This is a genomic window from Pseudacidovorax sp. NFM-22, from assembly GCF_021401245.1.
Lineage (GTDB): Bacteria > Pseudomonadota > Gammaproteobacteria > Burkholderiales > Burkholderiaceae_C > Xenophilus.
On sequence record NZ_JACBFY010000001.1, the window covers coordinates 720854 to 737069 of the forward strand.

General features: G+C 70.4%; 17 protein-coding genes and 1 other RNA gene. 8 read left to right on the forward strand and 10 right to left on the reverse strand.

Annotated elements, in window-relative coordinates; genetic code table 11:
• The first annotated feature begins 118 nt into the window (after nucleotides 1-118).
• Nucleotides 119-1552 carry an aldehyde dehydrogenase family protein gene (locus L0984_RS03195; protein ID WP_234192300.1) on the forward strand — a complete coding sequence of 478 codons (1434 nt, stop codon included), beginning with the start codon at nucleotides 119-121 and terminating at the stop codon, nucleotides 1550-1552.
• A gap of 21 nt (nucleotides 1553-1573) precedes the next feature.
• Here the strand turns inward: L0984_RS03195 and L0984_RS03200 are convergent, their stop codons facing one another.
• On the reverse strand, nucleotides 1574-2500 hold the full coding sequence (locus tag L0984_RS03200) for a ZIP family metal transporter (protein WP_234192301.1): 927 nt from the start codon (nucleotides 2498-2500) through the stop codon (nucleotides 1574-1576).
• Between the two features lie 299 nt (nucleotides 2501-2799).
• Between L0984_RS03200 and moaA the strand changes: the two genes are divergently transcribed.
• Genes moaA through moeA form a run of 3 tightly spaced genes read left to right on the forward strand, consistent with a single transcriptional unit; the run spans nucleotide 2800 to nucleotide 5986 of the window.
• On the forward strand, nucleotides 2800-3933 hold the full coding sequence (gene moaA, locus L0984_RS03205) for a GTP 3',8-cyclase MoaA (RefSeq protein ID WP_234192302.1): 1134 nt from the start codon (nucleotides 2800-2802) through the stop codon (nucleotides 3931-3933).
• A gap of 57 nt (nucleotides 3934-3990) precedes the next feature.
• The gene (mobA, locus tag L0984_RS03210) at nucleotides 3991-4644 is read left to right on the forward strand and encodes a molybdenum cofactor guanylyltransferase MobA (protein ID WP_370645878.1); all 654 of its coding nucleotides are present in this window, start codon (nucleotides 3991-3993) and stop codon (nucleotides 4642-4644) included.
• 46 nt (nucleotides 4645-4690) lie between these two features.
• A complete protein-coding gene (gene moeA, locus L0984_RS03215; protein ID WP_234192303.1) occupies nucleotides 4691-5986 on the forward strand; it encodes a molybdopterin molybdotransferase MoeA in 1296 nt (431 codons plus the stop codon).
• A gap of 51 nt (nucleotides 5987-6037) precedes the next feature.
• Here moeA and rnhA read toward each other — a convergent pair whose 3' ends face one another.
• Nucleotides 6038-6487 carry a ribonuclease HI gene (gene rnhA, locus L0984_RS03220; protein WP_234192304.1) on the reverse strand — a complete coding sequence of 150 codons (450 nt, stop codon included), beginning with the start codon at nucleotides 6485-6487 and terminating at the stop codon, nucleotides 6038-6040.
• On the reverse strand, nucleotides 6484-7260 hold the full coding sequence (locus L0984_RS03225; RefSeq protein ID WP_234192305.1) for a class I SAM-dependent methyltransferase: 777 nt from the start codon (nucleotides 7258-7260) through the stop codon (nucleotides 6484-6486). Before L0984_RS03225 ends, rnhA begins: the two co-directional genes overlap by 4 nt.
• Here L0984_RS03225 and gloB point away from each other — a divergent pair.
• On the forward strand, nucleotides 7259-8047 hold the full coding sequence (gloB, locus tag L0984_RS03230; RefSeq protein ID WP_234192306.1) for a hydroxyacylglutathione hydrolase: 789 nt from the start codon (nucleotides 7259-7261) through the stop codon (nucleotides 8045-8047). The two genes, L0984_RS03225 and gloB, sit on opposite strands and share 2 nt — an antisense overlap.
• Entirely contained in the window at nucleotides 8044-9636 is a 1593-nt protein-coding gene (locus L0984_RS03235) for a transglycosylase SLT domain-containing protein (RefSeq protein ID WP_234192307.1), read from the forward strand. The genes gloB and L0984_RS03235 overlap by 4 nt, the downstream gene beginning before the upstream one ends.
• 58 nt (nucleotides 9637-9694) lie before the next feature.
• On the opposite strand, the gene L0984_RS03240 is transcribed toward L0984_RS03235, so the two are convergent.
• The 5 genes from L0984_RS03240 to dnaX form a co-directional block, all read right to left on the reverse strand.
• Nucleotides 9695-10729 (reverse strand): ABC transporter substrate-binding protein, encoded by a 1035-nt coding sequence (locus tag L0984_RS03240; RefSeq protein WP_234192308.1) that lies wholly within the window; start codon nucleotides 10727-10729, stop codon nucleotides 9695-9697.
• Between the two features lie 213 nt (nucleotides 10730-10942).
• Nucleotides 10943-11335, reverse strand: coding sequence for an MAPEG family protein (locus tag L0984_RS03245; protein ID WP_234192309.1), 393 nt, complete (start codon nucleotides 11333-11335; stop codon nucleotides 10943-10945).
• Between the two features lie 10 nt (nucleotides 11336-11345).
• Entirely contained in the window at nucleotides 11346-11936 is a 591-nt protein-coding gene (recR, locus tag L0984_RS03250; RefSeq protein ID WP_234192310.1) for a recombination mediator RecR, read from the reverse strand.
• A gap of 22 nt (nucleotides 11937-11958) precedes the next feature.
• Nucleotides 11959-12291 carry a YbaB/EbfC family nucleoid-associated protein gene (locus L0984_RS03255; protein WP_017759408.1) on the reverse strand — a complete coding sequence of 111 codons (333 nt, stop codon included), beginning with the start codon at nucleotides 12289-12291 and terminating at the stop codon, nucleotides 11959-11961.
• Between the two features lie 49 nt (nucleotides 12292-12340).
• Nucleotides 12341-14317: a DNA polymerase III subunit gamma/tau gene (gene dnaX, locus L0984_RS03260; protein WP_234192311.1), complete on the reverse strand. Its 1977-nt coding sequence runs from the start codon at nucleotides 14315-14317 to the stop codon at nucleotides 12341-12343.
• An 87-nt stretch (nucleotides 14318-14404) separates the two neighbouring features.
• Here dnaX and ffs point away from each other — a divergent pair.
• An RNA gene (gene ffs / locus L0984_RS03265) (signal recognition particle sRNA small type) lies at nucleotides 14405-14501 on the forward strand.
• 244 nt (nucleotides 14502-14745) lie between these two features.
• Entirely contained in the window at nucleotides 14746-15057 is a 312-nt protein-coding gene (locus tag L0984_RS03270; RefSeq protein WP_234192312.1) for a hypothetical protein, read from the forward strand.
• Between the two features lie 54 nt (nucleotides 15058-15111).
• Here L0984_RS03270 and fliR read toward each other — a convergent pair whose 3' ends face one another.
• Entirely contained in the window at nucleotides 15112-15882 is a 771-nt protein-coding gene (gene fliR, locus L0984_RS03275; RefSeq protein ID WP_234192313.1) for a flagellar biosynthetic protein FliR, read from the reverse strand.
• 46 nt (nucleotides 15883-15928) lie between these two features.
• The gene (fliQ, locus tag L0984_RS03280) at nucleotides 15929-16198 is read right to left on the reverse strand and encodes a flagellar biosynthesis protein FliQ (protein ID WP_017757546.1); all 270 of its coding nucleotides are present in this window, start codon (nucleotides 16196-16198) and stop codon (nucleotides 15929-15931) included.
• Between the last annotated feature and the right edge of the window lie 18 nt (nucleotides 16199-16216).

Consider the following 16216-nt stretch of genomic DNA (forward strand, 5'->3'; position numbering starts at 1 on the left):
AGAAGTGGGGAGTACATGCACGGCATGTCGTTATTTTCGGCGATTTCCGGATACCTGTTTTGACGGGGGACATTATCCCCGCCGACGCAATGGCGACGGCTCCTCCACAATTGGGGGCATGCAACTGAATTTCATCGCCAACGAGCATGCCGCCTCCGCCAGCGGCCGCGTGATTCCGGTCCTCGACCCCTCCGACGGCCAGGCCTTCGACGAACTGCAGCGCAGCGATGCGCGCGACATCGACGCCGCCGTGCAGGCAGCGCGCGCCTGCTACGACGGCGCCTGGGCCCGCCTCTCGGCCGCCGACCGCGGACGCCTGCTGTACCGCCTGTCGCTGAAGGTGGCGGAACATGCCGACGAACTCACGGCGCTGGAGCAACGCGATTGTGGCAAGCCGACCAAGCAGGCGCGTGCCGATGCGCTGGCCCTGGCGCGCTACTTCGAGTTCTACGCCGGCGCGTGCGACAAGTTCCACGGCGAAACCATTCCGTACCTCGACGGCTACAGCGTCATGACCTGGCGCGAGCCGCACGGGGTGACGGGCCATGTGATCCCGTGGAACTACCCCATGCAGATCTTCGGGCGCAGCGTCGGTGGCGCGCTGGCCGCGGGCAACTGCTGCGTGGTCAAGCCTGCCGAAGACGCCTGCCTGTCGCTCATCCGCGTGGCGCAACTGGCGGCCGAAGTGGGCTTTCCCGCAGGCGCCATCAACATCGTCACCGGCTACGGCCATGAAGTCGGCGACGCGCTGGCACGCCACCCCGGCATCGATCACATCAGCTTCACCGGAAGCCCTCGCGTGGGCACGCTGATCCAGCAGGTGGCTGCCGAGCGCCACTGCCCCGTCACGCTCGAACTCGGCGGCAAGAGCCCGCAGATCGTCTTTGCCGATGCCGACCTGGATGCCGCCATTCCGGTGCTCATCAATGCCATCGTGCAGAACTCGGGCCAGACCTGCTCGGCCGGTTCGCGCGTGCTGATCGAAGGCAGCATCTACGAACCACTGCTCGACCGCCTAGGTGCGGCCTTCGAAAAGCTGCGCGTGGGGCCCGCCGCCATGGACCTGGACCTCGGCCCGCTGATCCGTCAGACCCAGCAGCAGCGCGTGTGGGACTTCCTCTCCGATGCCCAGACTGCCGGCATCCCCATGGTGGCCCAGGGCCAGGTCGTGGAGGAGGCGCCCGACTCCGGCTTCTACCAGGCGCCCACGCTGCTGCGCGACGTGCCGGTGGACCATCGCATCGCCCAGGAGGAAGTCTTCGGCCCCGTGCTGGCGGCCATGCGCTTCGATGGCGAGGATGACGCGGTGCGCCTGGCCAATGCCACCGAGTTCGGGCTCGTGGCCGGCGTGTGGACGCGCGATGGATCGCGGCAGTTCCGCATGGCGAAGCGGCTGCGCAGCGGCCAGGTGTTCATCAACAACTACGGCGCGGGCGGCGGGGTCGAACTGCCCTTCGGTGGGGTGAAGTCCTCCGGCTACGGTCGCGAAAAGGGCTTCGAGGCGCTCTACGGCTTCACCACGCTGAAGACGGTGGCCATCCGCCACGGCTGAGGCCGTCGGCGGGCACGGCACTCACCCGAGCGCCGTGTCCAGCAGCATCATCAGCACGAAGCCCACCATCAACCCGCCCGTCGCAAAGGCCTCATGGCCCTTGCGGTGGGACTCGGGAATGATTTCATGGCTGATGACGAAGAGCATCGCGCCGGCCGCAAAGCCCAATCCCCAGGGCAGCAGCAAAGCGGAATGTTCGACGACCGCGGCGCCCAGCACGGCGCCCAGCGGTTCCACCAGGCCGGACGCCATGCCCAGCGCCACGGCGACGCCGCGCCCATAACCCGCAGCCAGCAGCGCCACCGCGACCACCAGCCCCTCGGGCACGTCCTGGATCGCGATGCCCGTCGCCAGCGCGTTGGCACGCAGCCCATCGTTGCCCGCGTAGCCGACGCCGATGGCCAGCCCTTCGGGCAGGTTGTGCAGGGCGATGGCGATCACGAACAGCCAGGTGCGCCGCAGCGTGCGCACGGCATCGGTGTCGCGTCCTTCGCGGCCCTTGATGAAATGCTCGTGAGGCAGCAGCTTTTCCATGGCCATCAGGGCGGCAGCGCCCAGCAGGATCGCGGCGCCGATCACGCCGCCCGCGGACCAGCGGCCGCCGCCGAACAGCGCCTGCTCCTTGGCCACCTCCAGCCCAGGCAGGATCAGCGAGAAAGCGCAGGCCGCCAGCATGACGCCGGCGCCGAAGCCGAAGAGCGTGTCCTGTACGCGCTCTGAAAGCCGTTGGGAGAACAGCACTGGCAGCGTACCCAGCGCCGTGGCCAGGGCCGCGACCGAGCCACCCACCAGGGCCTGCCCCACCACCTCGCTGCTGGCAACCAGCGACCAGAACTGCCCTGCCAGGACCAACACGCCCACCCCCATGATCGCCAGCCCGAGCCAGCGGCGCGCAGTGCGCGGATGCCTGCGCGTGGCAGGCCAGGCAGCGGTTTCAGGGTCGTTCATGGTCGGTCCTTGCGGTGACGGCATCGCTCCGGCACCGGGAGGGCGCCCGCCCTCCAACACTGGAGCGCTGGCAGTGAACCACCGGGCCAGGCCCGTCGATGTAGTCCGGGCGCCGGTCCGGCTACCAGCGGACGCAGGGGGTGCCGACGGCTGGGCGTCGCCTGCCGGCGGACAGCCCTGCATCCGCCCCCGGGTTCTCCCGCAAGGGCAGACCCCACGCTGCGCCGGAATGCACCCCGTCGATAAACTGCAACGCCCACCGACGTCGTCCTTGCGAGGCGCCGCTCCCCACACATCCCATGGCCTTTCGCGTGATCCCCCTCGTCGACCAGCGCCGCGATGCGCCCCTGCCCGCGCCGCGCGACGAAGACGGGGTGCGCGCAGGCCTGCTGCAGGACAGGCTCGGACGTCCCCTCACCGACCTGCGCATCAGCGTGACCGACCGCTGCAACTTCCGCTGCAGCTACTGCATGCCCAAGGAGGTGTTCGACAAGAACCATGTCTACCTCCCGCATTCCGCGCTGCTCAGCTTCGAGGAGATCACGCGCCTGGCGCACGTGTTCGTCGACCAGGGCGTGCGCAAGATCCGCCTCACGGGGGGCGAACCGCTGCTGCGCAAGAACATCGAGCACCTGATCGAGCAACTCGCCGCGCTGCGCACGCCCGACGGGTCGCCACTGGATCTGACGCTCACCACCAACGGCTCGCTGCTCGCACGCAAGGCGCATGCGCTCAGGGCCGCCGGCCTGCAGCGCGTGACGGTCAGCCTCGATGCGCTCGATGACGCCGTCTTCCGCCGCATGAACGACATGGACTTCCCGGTCGCCGACGTGCTGGCCGGCATCGATGCCGCGCGCGAGGCGGGGCTGGGGCCGATCAAGGTCAACATGGTGGTCAAGCGCGGCACCAACGAGCAGGAGATCCTGCCAATGGCGCGGCACTTCCGTGAGCGGCATGGCGGCAACGTGGTGCTGCGCTTCATCGAATACATGGACGTGGGCGCCACCAACGGCTGGCGCATGGACGAGGTGATGCCCTCCGCCGACGTGGTGGCGCACATCGCCGCCGAGTTGCCGCTGCGGCCCCTGGAGGCCAGCGCGCCGGGCGAGACCGCGCAGCGCTGGGCCTACGCCGATGGCCGTGGCGAGATCGGCGTCATCAGCAGCGTCACGCAGGCCTTCTGCCGCGATTGCAGCCGGCTTCGCCTTTCCACCGAAGGCCGCGTGTACCTTTGCCTCTTCGCCTCCCAGGGCCATGACCTGCGGCAACTGCTGCGCGGCGGCGCCGACGACGAGGCGCTGGCGCGCACCGTGCGCAGCATCTGGACGCAGCGGGGCGACCGCTATTCCGAGTTGCGGGCCCGCCGGCCGGCCGACGAGGCGGCCGAGGGTCCGGCCCCTCGCCGCGTCGAGATGAGCTACATCGGCGGATGACCGCCAGCCCTCTTGCCGCGTGGTTGCGCACGCCGCCAGCCTGGCCGGAGGACCGCCGTGAGCGCCGCTGAGGAGCCGCTGCATCAGCCACCCGCCCTCGGGACGGCCACCCTCACCGGCGCCGTGCTGGCCGGCGGCCAGGGCCGGCGGATGGGCGGCGCCGACAAGGGCCTCCAGCCCTATCGCGGCCAGCCGCTGGCGCTCAATGCGCTGCAACGGCTGCAGCCTCAGGTGGACGCCTTCCTCATCAGCGCCAATCGCCATCTGCCCACCTACGAGACTTTCGGCGTGCCGGTGGTGCAGGACAGCATCGCCGGCTTTGCCGGCCCACTGGCCGGCATGCTGGCCGCCATGGAGCGCTGCACCACGCCATGGCTGCTGACGGTGCCGTGCGACGTGCCGGCATTCCCCCCCGACCTTGCCGCACGCCTGTTGCACGCCGCCCGGTCCACTGGGGCCGACATCGCCATCCCCACCGTTCGAAGCGGGCCCGGCGACGACGACGCGCGTCCGCAACCCGTGTTCTGCCTCGTCCACACGCGCCTGCACGCCAGCCTGCGCGACTGGCTGGCGCGCGGCGAGCGCCGCGTCATGGGCTGGGCACGCCAGCAGGGCGCGCAGCTGGTGCCTTTCGACCAGCCCGGTGACCCGGCCGCCTTCGCCAACATCAACACCCTGGAAGCGCTCGCCGCTCTCAACGACCAGCGCTGAGGCGGCCGATACTCGGCGGCCGCGCCCTGCCGGCACGCCTCCCGCCATGACCTCTTCGCCCAACAATCCCTCCCACGCCGACATCACGCCCGACCTGCATATCGACGAAGTGCACCCGCGCATCGCCCGTCTGGTCGCGCGTGGCCGCAAGGACCTGCCGACCGAGCAGATCGCGCTGGGCGAAGCAGTGGGTCGCATCCTGGCGGCGGACGTCCTGTCGCCGGTTTCCGTTCCGCCGCACGACAACGCCGCCATGGACGGCTATGCCTTCTCCGGCGCGGCGCTGCAGTCCGCGGCCGCGGAGCTGGACCTGCGCGTGGTGGGAAAGGCCCGCGCGGGCGCACCCTGGACCGGCCAGTTGGGCCCGGGCGAAGCCCTGCGCATCATGACGGGCGCCGTGATGCCACAGGGTGCCGACACCGTGGTGCCCCAGGAGCTGTGCCAGCCCCAAGCCGACCGGGTGCGCTTCGACCGCCTCCGCGTCGTCGCCGGCGCGCACTGCCGCAAAGCGGGCGAGGACCTGCGGGCCGGCGGCTTGGCGCTGGCCGCGGGCACACGCCTCACGCCGGCGGCGCTCGGCCTCCTCGCGAGTCTCGGACAGGCAGAGGTGAACGTGAGGCGCAGGCTCCGGGTCGCCGTCCTGTCCACTGGGGACGAACTGCTCCAGCCCGGCGAGCCGCCACGCCCCGGTGCGATCTACGACAGCAACCGCACCACCCTCTCGGCGCTCGTGCGCAGCCTCGGCCTTGAACCGCTCGACCTGGGCCCGGTGCCCGACCGGGCCGACGCCCTGGCCGCAGCGCTCGCCGATGCCGGACGGCAGGCGGACGTGGTGATCAGCTCCGGCGGCGTGAGCGTGGGCGAGGCCGACCACACGCGGTCCGCGCTCGCAGCATCGGGCGAACTGGCCTTCTGGCACGTCGCGATGCGGCCCGGCCGGCCCTTTGCCGCTGGCGTGCTGACGGGCGATGCCGGCGCGCCGCTGCCCTTCTTCGGCCTTCCGGGCAACCCGGTGGCCGCGATGGTGAGCTTTCTGGTGTTCGTGCGGCCGGCGCTGCTGCAACTGGCCGGGTGCGGCGCAGCCGAGGCGGTCGCGCCGCCCCTGGTCCGTGCGCGCACGAGCCGCGCGCTGCGCAAGCGCCCCGGCCGGACCGAGTACCAGCGCGCGGTGGTCCGCCGGGTGCCCGGCGCCCTGCCGGTGGTCGACGTCGCGCTCAACCAGAGTTCGGCGGTGCTCAGCGCGATGGTGGCGGCAGACGCCCTGGTCGTGCTGCCACACGATCAGGGCCACGTCGACGCCGGCGAGGAAGTCGACGTGCTGCTGCTAAACACGCTGTTCTGACGGCGGCGCGCGGCCGGCGCCCGGCAGTCGCCGTGAACTAAGACGGAAAGCTCAGGCGCGCCCCTGCGCGTGCAGCACGCCACGGTTGGCGAGCGCGTCCGCGCGTTCATTGCCTGGATCGCCCGAGTGCCCGCGCACCCAGCGCCATTCGATCTGGTGCCCGCCGTCGGCCACCAGCTGATCGAGCCGCTTCCACAGCTCCACGTTCTTGACCGGCTGACCGGTCGAGGTGCGCCAGCCCTTGGCCTTCCAGCCGCGGATCCAGGACGTGATGCCCTGGCGCACGTACTGGCTGTCCAGGAAGAGCACCACGCGGCAGGGCCGCTTGAGCGCGGCCAGCGCCTCGATCACCGCCATCAGCTCCATGCGGTTGTTGGTGGTGTCCAGCTCGCCGCCGAAGATTTCTTTTTCAAAGGTGCCGGACTTGAGCCAGGCGCCCCAGCCGCCTGGGCCGGGATTGCCCTTGCAGGCACCGTCGGTGTAGATCGTGACTTCGTTCAAAGGTTGTGTTTCTTTCCAGTTCTGGATGTCCGGCCGGCGATCGGGCGCGGTGCCGCCGCCATCGCCGGCCGCCGTTTCCAGTCGGCCGGCAGCAGACGCATGCCGCGCACGCGCTTGACCGCGACGACGAAATAGACGGCGCCGAAGATGGGCCACCAGCGCTCGCCCAGGTCGTCCATCCAGCGGTAGCGCTGAAGCCAGGCTTCACCGCGCGCGGCCGGCCGGTACAGGCCGAAGCGGCCGGACTCGACCTCGAAGCCCAGCAGACGCAGCCAGTCGCGCAGACGCCAGTAGTTGATGAGTTCGGAGGGGCCCGGCAAATAAAGTTCGCCGCCGCCCAGATGCCGGTACAGTCGGGCCCGGCGCTGCCGCAGGCCCCAGAGACTCGCCGGGTTCAGCCCGCAGACGACCACGCGGCCTTCGGGCACCAGCACCCGTTCCACCTCGCGCAGCGTGGTGTGCGGGTCGGCAGCGAGTTCGAGCGTGTGGGGCAGCGTGACGAGGTCCAGGCTGTTGGCGCCGAAGGGCAAGGCCGAGAAGTCCGTCAGCAGGCCGGCCGAAGCGGCCGGCGGCTCCTCGGGACCGCCGGCCAGCCAGCGATGCGGCATGCGGTTGGTGCGCAGCGTGTCGATCTCGGCACAGCCCAGCTGCAGTGCGTGATAACCAAAGATGTCGACCACCGCCTCGTCGAACTGCGACGCCTCCCAGGCCTGCAGCAGGCGGCCGGGCGGGGTCTTCAACCAATCGCCCAACTTTATAATTTGATCGGTCATGACCCTTGTTCCGTTGCCTGCTTTCGCCGACAACTACATCTGGATGCTCCAGATCGACGGGCAGGCCGCCGTGGTGGATCCAGGCGACGCCGGACCGGTGTTCGACGCCTTGGCCCGGGAGCCCGGGCTTGAACTGGCGGCGATTCTAGTCACACACCATCACGGCGATCACACGGGCGGCGTGGCTGCGCTGCGCGAGGCGACGGGGGCCCAGGTCTTCGGTCCCGCCACCGAAAACATCCCCCAGCCCTTCACGCCAATGCGCGGTGGCGACCACGCGCAGGCACTCGGCCTGCGCTTCGATGTCATCGATGTGCCGGGCCACACGGCCGGCCACATCGCCTACGTGCTGCGCGAGCCGCCGGCCCCGCTTTCCCATCCGCTGCTCTTTTGCGGCGACACCCTCTTCTCGGGCGGCTGCGGCCGCCTGTTCGAGGGCACACCGGCGCAGATGCTGGCCTCGCTCGATGCGCTGGCCGCCCTGCCCGACGACACCCAGGTGTGCTGCGCGCACGAGTACACCCTCTCCAACCTGCGCTTTGCCCTGGCGGTGGAACCCGGCAATGCCGCGCTTGTCGATCACGAGCGCCACTGCCAGACGCTGCGCGCCCAAGGGCGCCCCACCCTGCCGGCCCGGCTGGCGATGGAGCGCCGCACCAACCCCTTTCTGCGCTCGCGCGAAGGCACCGTCATCGCCGCCGTCCAGGCGCACGCGCCCGGCGTGCAGTCTGACGACGAGGTTGCCGTCTTCGCTGCCCTGCGCCAATGGAAAAACGACTTCCGATGAAGAGACTTTTCGCCGCCGCCATGGTGGCTGCCTCGCTGTTCCTGGCCGGCTGCGCCAGCACCCCGCCCGACTCCAAGGCGATCCAGGCCGCCGCAACGGCCTCCTCGTCCTCCGCCGCGCCGGTCTATCCCACGGGCCGGCTGACGCCGCTGGTGCCCGGCAGCCAGGAATGGAGCGGCCACAGCGTGGTCACCCTCGCGCCGCCAGTGGACATGTGGGACCGCATCCGCCGCGGCTTCAAGATGCCCGACCTGGACAGCGACCTCGTGCGGGACCGCGAGCAGTGGTACGCCACCCGGCCCGACTACATCCAGCGGATGACGGAGCGCTCCAGCAAGTACATCTTCCACATCGTCGAAGAGCTCGAACGGCGCGGCATGCCCACCGAGCTGGCGCTGCTGCCCTACATCGAGAGCGCCTTCAACCCGCAGGCCGTCTCCAGCGCGCGCGCCACCGGCATGTGGCAGTTCATGCCGGCCACCGGCAATGACTACGACCTCAAGCAGAACCTGTTCCGCGACGACCGGCGCGACGTGGTCGCCTCCACCCGTGCCGCCCTAGACTACCTGCAGCGCCTCTACACCATGTTCGGCGACTGGCAGCTGGCGCTGGCGGCCTACAACTGGGGCGAGGGCAACGTGGGCCGCGCCATCGCGCGCAATCAGAAGGCCGGCCTGCCCACGGGCTACGCCGATCTGAAGATGCCCGACGAGACCCGCTACTACGTGCCCAAGCTGCAGGCGGTGAAGAACATCGTCGCCAACCCGCAGCAGTTCGGCGTCGACCTGCCCTTCATCGCCAACCACCCCTACTTCCAGACCGTCGAGCTCACGCGCGACCTGGACGTGGAACTCGCCGCCAAGCTGGCCGACGTGCGCATCGAGGACTTCCGGGCCCTCAATCCGGCCGCGCACAAGCCGGTGCTGCTGGCCGCCAGCGGTACGCCCATCCTGCTGCCCTGGGACAACGCCGCCGTCTTCAAGCGCAACTTCGAGGCCTACAACCAGGGCCAGTACGCGAGCTGGACGGCCTGGACGGTGCCTTCGACGATGACTGTGGCCGATGCCGCCCAGCGCACCGGCATGAGCGAAGCCGACCTGCGGGCGATGAACAACATCCCGCCGCGCATGCTGATCAAGTCGGGCTCCACGCTGATCGTGCCGCGCACCGCCCGCGTGAAGGAAGACGTGGCGGCCGTCGTGGCCGAGACGGGCCACCTGAGCTTCGAGCCCGAGATCGTCACCCGCCGCACCGTGGTCAAGGCGGGCCGCAACGACAGCGTCACCAGCATCGCCAACCGCTACAAGCTCAGTCCCGCGCGCGTGGCGCAGTGGAACGACGTGGCAGCGGGCCACCGCTTCAAGCGCGGCTTCCAGGTCGTGGTGTACCTGCCCGTGCGAGCGGCGGCCGCCGAGAACGTGGGCAGCGGCGCCAAGCATGCCGTGGTCACCAGCAAGCGCGGCGGCGGCGTGCCCCGGGCCGCGGTCGCACCGGTGTCCACGCGCGCGGTCGCGCGCAGCACCACGGCCAGCTCGAAGAAGGCGGTCACGTCGCCCCGCGGCGGCTCGCCGTCCAAGAAGAAGCGCTGACCGTCGCGCCGCCCGCGCGCGGCGAGGCGCGACGGCCCCGCCCGCGGCGGGCCACCGCTCAGGCCTTGTAGCGCTCCTTGGCGCGCTGGGCGAAGTCGTTGGTGTAGAGCCGGTCCAGCTCGATCCGCTCCGGCCTGAAGCTGGCGTCGAAGGCGGTCATGGCGGCCAGTGCCGTGCGCGGCCCTTCCGGGGGAACCAGTCCGTCCAGCGCGATCGACTCGCGCACCTTGTCGAAAGCCGCCAGGTACAACGCGCGGTCGCCGAGCAGATGGCTTTCGGGAAGTGCCTTGATGAGGTCGCCGGGCCCGGCCGTCTGCAGCCACTTGAGGCTGTGCACGACCGCATTGGCCACCGCCTGCGCCGTGTTGGGCGCGCGCCGCAGGAAGTCCTCGGACGCATAGAGACAGGCAGCCGGCATGGGGCCACCGAACACCTCGGCCGTGCCACGCAAGGTGCGGCAATCGGCGATCAGTTTCACATCGCCCTTCTGCTCGAGCATGGTCATCACCGGTTCGCTGTTGCTCATGGCATCCACCTGGCCCGTGCGCAGCGCGGAGAGTGCGCCCGCGGACGAGCCCACGCCCACGTACTGCACATCCGCCGGACGCAGCCCGCCGCGGGCCGCCACCAGGCTGGCCATCATGTGCGTGGCCGATCCCACGGCCGACACGCCCACGCGACGCCCGCGCAGATCGGGCACCGCCTGATAGGCCGCGAAGCCCTTGGTCGACGTGCCCATGGCCACCTGGGGCGCGCGGCCCTGCAACACGAAGCAAGGGAAGAACTGGCCGCCGGCCTGCAGGTTCAGCGTGTGCTCGAAGGCGCCGGAGCAGATGTCGGCCGAGCCACTCAGCAGGGCCTGCAGGGCCCGCGCGCCCGCCGCATGGTCCACCACCTCCACGTCCAGGCCCTCGGCCCGGAAGTAGCCCAGCTGCTCGGACAGCGTCAGCGGCAGGTAGTAGAACGACGCCTTGCCCGCGACGGCAATGACGACGCGGTTCTTTTCGAGCCGCGGCTGGGTGCGCACGCCAGGCGCGATGGCCAGCGCGGCACCCGCGGCGGCCGCGGCGCAGAAGGCGCGGCGGTGGAGCATGGCGGCGGTGGTTCCTCTCTGGCAAAGCTGTGGTGCTCGCTGACAGGGTCGCCGCCCCGTCGCATCGAGGGGGCCGCGCCTGGCAGGAGAGCCCGGGCGTTTGCCACGAGCTTAGGAGGCGCCGACGCGCAGCAGCATCCGGACCATCCCCCACACGGGTTTCCACGGAACGCACCGCGGGCAGCGGCGGCCGCATACCGCCCGCCGGCCGACTCAGCGCCCGACGAAGAGGATCGCGATGTTGACCAGCAGCGCCAGCCCGAAGACGGCGCTGCGCATCGTGCTGCGTCCGCGGATGTAGAGCGACACGAACACCACCCGCAGCAGCACATAGGCGACCGCGAGGGCATCGAGCCGTGCCTGCGCCGCGCCGTACTGGTGGGCGATAACCACCGCACCGATGAAGAAGGGCAGGCTCTCGAAACCATTGGCATGGGCTGCCATGGCCCGCGCGCGCCAGCCCTCCAGGCGGCCGGCCCAGTCGCGTGGCGCATCGTTGTCGCGGCGGGCGAAGGCGCCCGCCTTGGCGATGTACGCCGTCAGGTAGGGCAGCAAGGCGGCCACCAGCACGCACCAGTAGGCCAGCGTCAGGTGGCTCGCGTTCATGCCTTGCGCCTCAACGGCGGTCGACCAGCGCATGCGCGATGGTGCCCAGGTCGACGTACTCCAGCTCGCTGCCGGCCGGCACGCCACGCGCCAGGCGCGTCACGGTCAGGCCGCGGCTGCGCAGCGCCTCGGCGATCACATGGGCCGTCGCCTCGCCTTCGGCCGTGAAGTTGGTGGCGACGATCACTTCGCTCACCTGGCCGTCGGTGGCCCGCGCCACGAGCTGGTGCAGGCCGATGTCGCGCGGGCCCACGCCGTCGAGCGGACTCAGGCGCCCCATCAGCACAAAGTAGTAGCCGCGGAAGGCGCCCGTCCGCTCCAGCGCAGCCTGGTCGGCCGGGGTCTCCACCACCGCCAGCTTGCTGGCGTCGCGCTGCGGGTCGCGGCAGACCTCGCACAGCTCGGCCTCGGTGAAGGTGTTGCAGCGGCTGCAGTGATGCACCTGCAGCACCGCGTCCTGCAGCGCGCGGGACAGCACCTGGGCGCCGTTGCGATCATGCTGCAGCAGATGGAAGGCCATGCGCGAGGCCGACTTGGCGCCCACACCCGGCAGGCGCCGCAGCGCCTCGATCAGCGTATCGAGCGAATGGGCGTCGGACATCGTGCGGCGGCGAAGGGCAGGCTCAGAAGGGGAACTTCATACCCCCGGGCAGGCCCGGCATGCCGGCCGTGATCTTGCCCATCTTCTGCTCGCTGGTCTCCTCGGCCTTGCGCACGGCGGCGTTGAAGGCGGCGGCCACGAGGTCCTCGAGCATGTCCTTGTCGTCGGCCAGCAGGCTGGGGTCGATGGTCACGCGCTTGACGTCGTGCTTGCAGGTCATGACGACCTTGACCAGGCCGGCGCCGGATTCGCCTTCGACCTCGATGTGCGCCAGCTCTTCCTGGGCCTTCTTGAGGTTGTCCTGCATGGCCTGGGCCTGCTTCATCAGGCCGGCGAGTTGTCCTTTGTTGAACATGGGGCGGGTTCCTTCCTAGGTCTGGAGATAAGGTTGTCGGTGAACGAAATCAGGCCGGCTTGAGGGAGCCGGGCACGATGCGGGCGTCCCACTGGCGCATCAGCGCCTGCACATCGGGATCGCCCATGATGGCCTGCTCGGCCGCGAGTTGGCGGGCCTCGGCAGCCGCCCTGTTGCGCAGCGCCGGGCTGTCGACCACGGCGCCCACCTCGATGGCCAGCCGCACGGCATGGCCGGCGCCGGCCAGGGCATTCTGCAGCCGCTCGCGGCTGGCGCCCTGGTTGAGGGTTTCGCGCTCCACGCGCAGCAGCCACTGGTCGACGTCGCGCGCCACGAGCTGCGACTGCAGCGCCAGTTCGCGTGCCAGGGCATTGATCGCCTCCGCGGCCACGAGGCCCATCACGGTCTGGTGCCAGAAGTCACCCTCTTCGCTGGGGCGGATGCGCCCGGCGGCGGAATCGCGGGGCGCCTCGCGCGCGCCGGGAGGGGGCTGCACGCGCAGCGGGACGGCGACCACCGGCGTGTCGGGATCGCCGGTCGCGGGCGCCGGCCTGGGCGGCGGCGAAGGACTGCGGCCCGGCATGTCGACGACCGGCAGCCTTTGCACGGGGTGCCCGGCTACGGGTGCGGAAGCGGGCGCCACGGGGGCGGGACGTGCGACGGAGACGGCGTGCGTTTCGGCCTCGGCGCGCACGACCACGGGCGCCGGCGATGCCTGCTGCGCAGCGGGCATCCGCTCCGCCGATGGCCGTGCGGAAGGCATCTCCGGCGCCTGCGCGGCAGACACCTGCGCAGCCGGTGGCGCAGATGCAGACGCCTGCGCCACGGACGAGGCCCGCGGCGTCGCAGGCGCCACCGCCATGCCGGCCGGTGCCGGCCGCGCCTCAGCGTTCAGCGGACTTTTTTTTTCAGCCGCGCCCGCAGGCTTGAAGGCCAGCAGACGCAGCAGCACCATGGTGAGCCCGGCGTACTCGTCGGGCGCCAGACCCAGATCCGCGCGGCCATGCAGGCAGATGCTGTAGAGCAGTTGCGTCTCGTCGGCGGGCATGGCGCCGGCCAGCCGGGCCACCTCGGCCGCATCCGGGTCGGCGGCATCGACGGCCGCGGCGCGGGCAGGCACGGCCTGCAGAACCGCCATGGCCTGGAGCACGGCCGTCATCTCCTCCAGCGTGGACGCGGCGGCGAGGCCGGCCACACGCATGGCCTCGACGGTCTCGACCACGGTGCCACCGTCGCCACGCGCCAGGGCGTCGATCAGCGCATGCACATGGCCGCGGTCGGCGCTGCCCAGCATCTGGCGCACACCGCCTTCGGCCAGGCTGCCGTTGCCATAGGCGATCGCCTGGTCGGTGAGGGACAGCGCATCGCGCATGGAGCCACGCGCCGCACGCGACAGCAGGCGCAGCGCGCCCGGCTCGGCCTCGATCTGCTCGGCGCCCAGGACGCGCGTCAGGTGATCCAGCACCGTCTCGGGCGCCATCGGCCGCAGGTTGAACTGCAGGCAGCGGCTGAGCACCGTGACCGGCACCTTCTGCGGGTCGGTGGTGGCCAAGACGAACTTCAGGTACTCGGGCGGCTCTTCCAGCGTCTTGAGCATCGCGTTGAACGCGGTGTTCGTGAGCATGTGCACTTCGTCGATCATGAAGACCTTGAAGCGCCCCTGCACCGGCTTGTAGACGGCCTGCTCCAGCAGGCCCTGGACCTCGTCCACGCCGCGGTTGGACGCCGCATCCAGTTCGGTGTAGTCGACGAAGCGGCCGGCATCGATGTCGGTGCAGGCCTGGCACACGCCGCAGGGCGTGGCGGTGATGCCGCCCTGGCCGTCCGGCCCCTGGCAGTTGAGCGATTTGGCCAGGATGCGCGAGACGGTGGTCTTGCCCACGCCGCGGGTGCCGGTGAAGAGGTAGGCATGGTGCAGCCGCTGCTGCGTGAGCGCATTGCTCAGGGCCTGCACCACATGCTCCTGGCCCACCATCTCGCCGAAATTGCGAGGACGGTATTTGCGGGCGAGCACGAGGTAGGACATCCGGTCGATTCTAAGAGGCGGTGCCCTCGGCCCTGGGATGGCCCGCCGCGGCGGGATGGCTTGCAAGCCTGGGTTATGATCGACCTCGACGGGCCTCCCCGCATGGTCAAGCGGCCAACCGGGTCAGGTGGGGAACCAAGCAGCCCTAACTGCGTAGCCAGTGCCGGGGGTAAGGCTCGTCACCTTCTTCTTCGATCGTCGTGTCCGCGCCAGCGGGCCTCGAACCCGCCGGGTTCGCGATCCCCCCCATCTCCTCTGTGTCACCGCCGCGGGTCGGGCACGTGCATTCGCGCCCTTTCCCCCGGGTTCGTGAATGTTGCTTTGCAATTGTTAAGCGCTTGACAGCCGGCCGATCCGGCGCCTGCATCGATTCCTAGACTGCCGCCCAGAACCCCATCCCGGGGCTGTTGGCTCGACTGGAATACACCGTGAAGCGCTCGACTTTCCTGCTGCCCGTGCTCGTCCTCCTCACCCTGCAGGGCTGTGCCTGGACGGCCCGCCCCGGGGACCGCGAGGACCCGATTCCTCCGCGGCTCGTCAAGGAAGGCGACACCTGGGCGTGGGACCGCCCGGGCGCCTTCGGACCCGTGCCCCAGGCCCTGGCCTCCGCCGGTGCCCGCGTGTGTGGCTCGCTCGACAAGAACGGCACGCACTGGAAACCCACCGGCTACCACGCACACGCCGAGGATGGCCTGGGCCGTCCCTTCGACGGCGGCGGCTACTTCTGCGTGCCGCAATAGGCCCTCCGCCGCAGGGCCTCGCGCCGCCAAGAGGAGCGCGGCCGCGCCAAGGCCTCAGCGGCCGCCCACGAAGCCGCCCAGCATCCGGTCGATCAGGCCCAGCAGCGGCGACTCCAGCATCGGCAGCACCCAGGCCATGGCCGCCATGCCGGCCGTGAGCGTGACCGGAAAGCCGATGGCGTAGATATTCATCTGCGGCGCCACGCGCGAGATGATGCCCAGCACCAGGTTGACGAAGAGCAGCAGCCCGACCATCGGCAATGCAATCCACAGTGCGCTGGCGAAGAGCTCGGCGCCCAGCTCGTGCACCCGCACCCGCATCAGCGCATCCATGAGGCCGCCGCCGATGGGGAACACCTCGAAGCTCTTGATGACGGCCATCAGCACCGCGAGGTGGCCATTGACCACCATGAAGAGCAAGGTGGCCAGCGCGCCGAAGAAGCGCGACACGGCGCTGGCCTGCGTGTTGTTGATCGGATCGAAGAAGCTGGCGTAGTTCAGGCCCATCTGCAGGCCCGCCAGTTCGCCCGCCAGTTCCACGGCGGCCAGGATCAGCCGCGCCGCGAAGCCGATGGCCATGCCGATGCCGGCCTGCTGGACCAGCGCTCCCAGGGCCAGCGGGCTGTCCACGCCGATGGCGGGGGCCGGCGGCAGCACGCCCTGTGCGCACAGGGCGATGACAAAGGCCAGGCCGATGCGTGCGCGCACGGGCAGCGCGCGCGAGGAGAACACGGGGGCCGTGGTGAACAGGCCCAGCACCCGCAGGAAGGGCCAGAGCACGGGCGTGATCCACGCCGTGAGCTGGGCTTCGCTGAAGGTCAGCATGCGTGGGCCCGCACGGCCGGCCGCCCGCTCGGTGCCGGGCGGGAGATCACGCGACGACGCTGGGCAGCGACTCGATGATGCGGCGCAGGTAGTCCACCAGCATCGTCAGCATCCAGGGCCCGGCGATGGCCAGCACGGCCACGGCCGCGACCAGCTTGGGCACGAAGGCGAGCGTGGCCTCGTTGATCTGCGTGACGGCCTGGAAGATGCTCACCACCAGGCCGACCGCCAGCACGGCCAGCAGCACGGGGGCGGAGACCATCAGCAGCAGCAGCAGTGCGTCCTGGCCGGTCGTCAGCACCATCTGGGCGTTCATGGAAAAGGTCCTCGAAGA

Excerpts from the sequence above, each read along its gene's own strand:
- L0984_RS03195 (WP_234192300.1), top strand. The coding sequence starts at position 119 with ATGCAACTGAATTTCATCGCCAACGAGCATGCCGCCTCCGCCAGCGGC.
- L0984_RS03200 (WP_234192301.1), bottom strand. The coding sequence starts at position 2,500 with ATGAACGACCCTGAAACCGCTGCCTGGCCTGCCACGCGCAGGCATCCG.
- moaA (WP_234192302.1), top strand. The coding sequence starts at position 2,800 with ATGGCCTTTCGCGTGATCCCCCTCGTCGACCAGCGCCGCGATGCGCCC.
- moeA (WP_234192303.1), top strand. The coding sequence starts at position 4,691 with ATGACCTCTTCGCCCAACAATCCCTCCCACGCCGACATCACGCCCGAC.
- gloB (WP_234192306.1), top strand. The coding sequence starts at position 7,259 with ATGACCCTTGTTCCGTTGCCTGCTTTCGCCGACAACTACATCTGGATG.
- L0984_RS03225 (WP_234192305.1), bottom strand. The coding sequence starts at position 7,260 with ATGACCGATCAAATTATAAAGTTGGGCGATTGGTTGAAGACCCCGCCC.
- L0984_RS03235 (WP_234192307.1), top strand. The coding sequence starts at position 8,044 with ATGAAGAGACTTTTCGCCGCCGCCATGGTGGCTGCCTCGCTGTTCCTG.
- L0984_RS03240 (WP_234192308.1), bottom strand. The coding sequence starts at position 10,729 with ATGCTCCACCGCCGCGCCTTCTGCGCCGCGGCCGCCGCGGGTGCCGCG.
- L0984_RS03245 (WP_234192309.1), bottom strand. The coding sequence starts at position 11,335 with ATGAACGCGAGCCACCTGACGCTGGCCTACTGGTGCGTGCTGGTGGCC.
- recR (WP_234192310.1), bottom strand. The coding sequence starts at position 11,936 with ATGTCCGACGCCCATTCGCTCGATACGCTGATCGAGGCGCTGCGGCGC.
- L0984_RS03255 (WP_017759408.1), bottom strand. The coding sequence starts at position 12,291 with ATGTTCAACAAAGGACAACTCGCCGGCCTGATGAAGCAGGCCCAGGCC.
- dnaX (WP_234192311.1), bottom strand. The coding sequence starts at position 14,317 with ATGTCCTACCTCGTGCTCGCCCGCAAATACCGTCCTCGCAATTTCGGC.
- fliR (WP_234192313.1), bottom strand. The coding sequence starts at position 15,882 with ATGCTGACCTTCAGCGAAGCCCAGCTCACGGCGTGGATCACGCCCGTG.
- fliQ (WP_017757546.1), bottom strand. The coding sequence starts at position 16,198 with ATGAACGCCCAGATGGTGCTGACGACCGGCCAGGACGCACTGCTGCTG.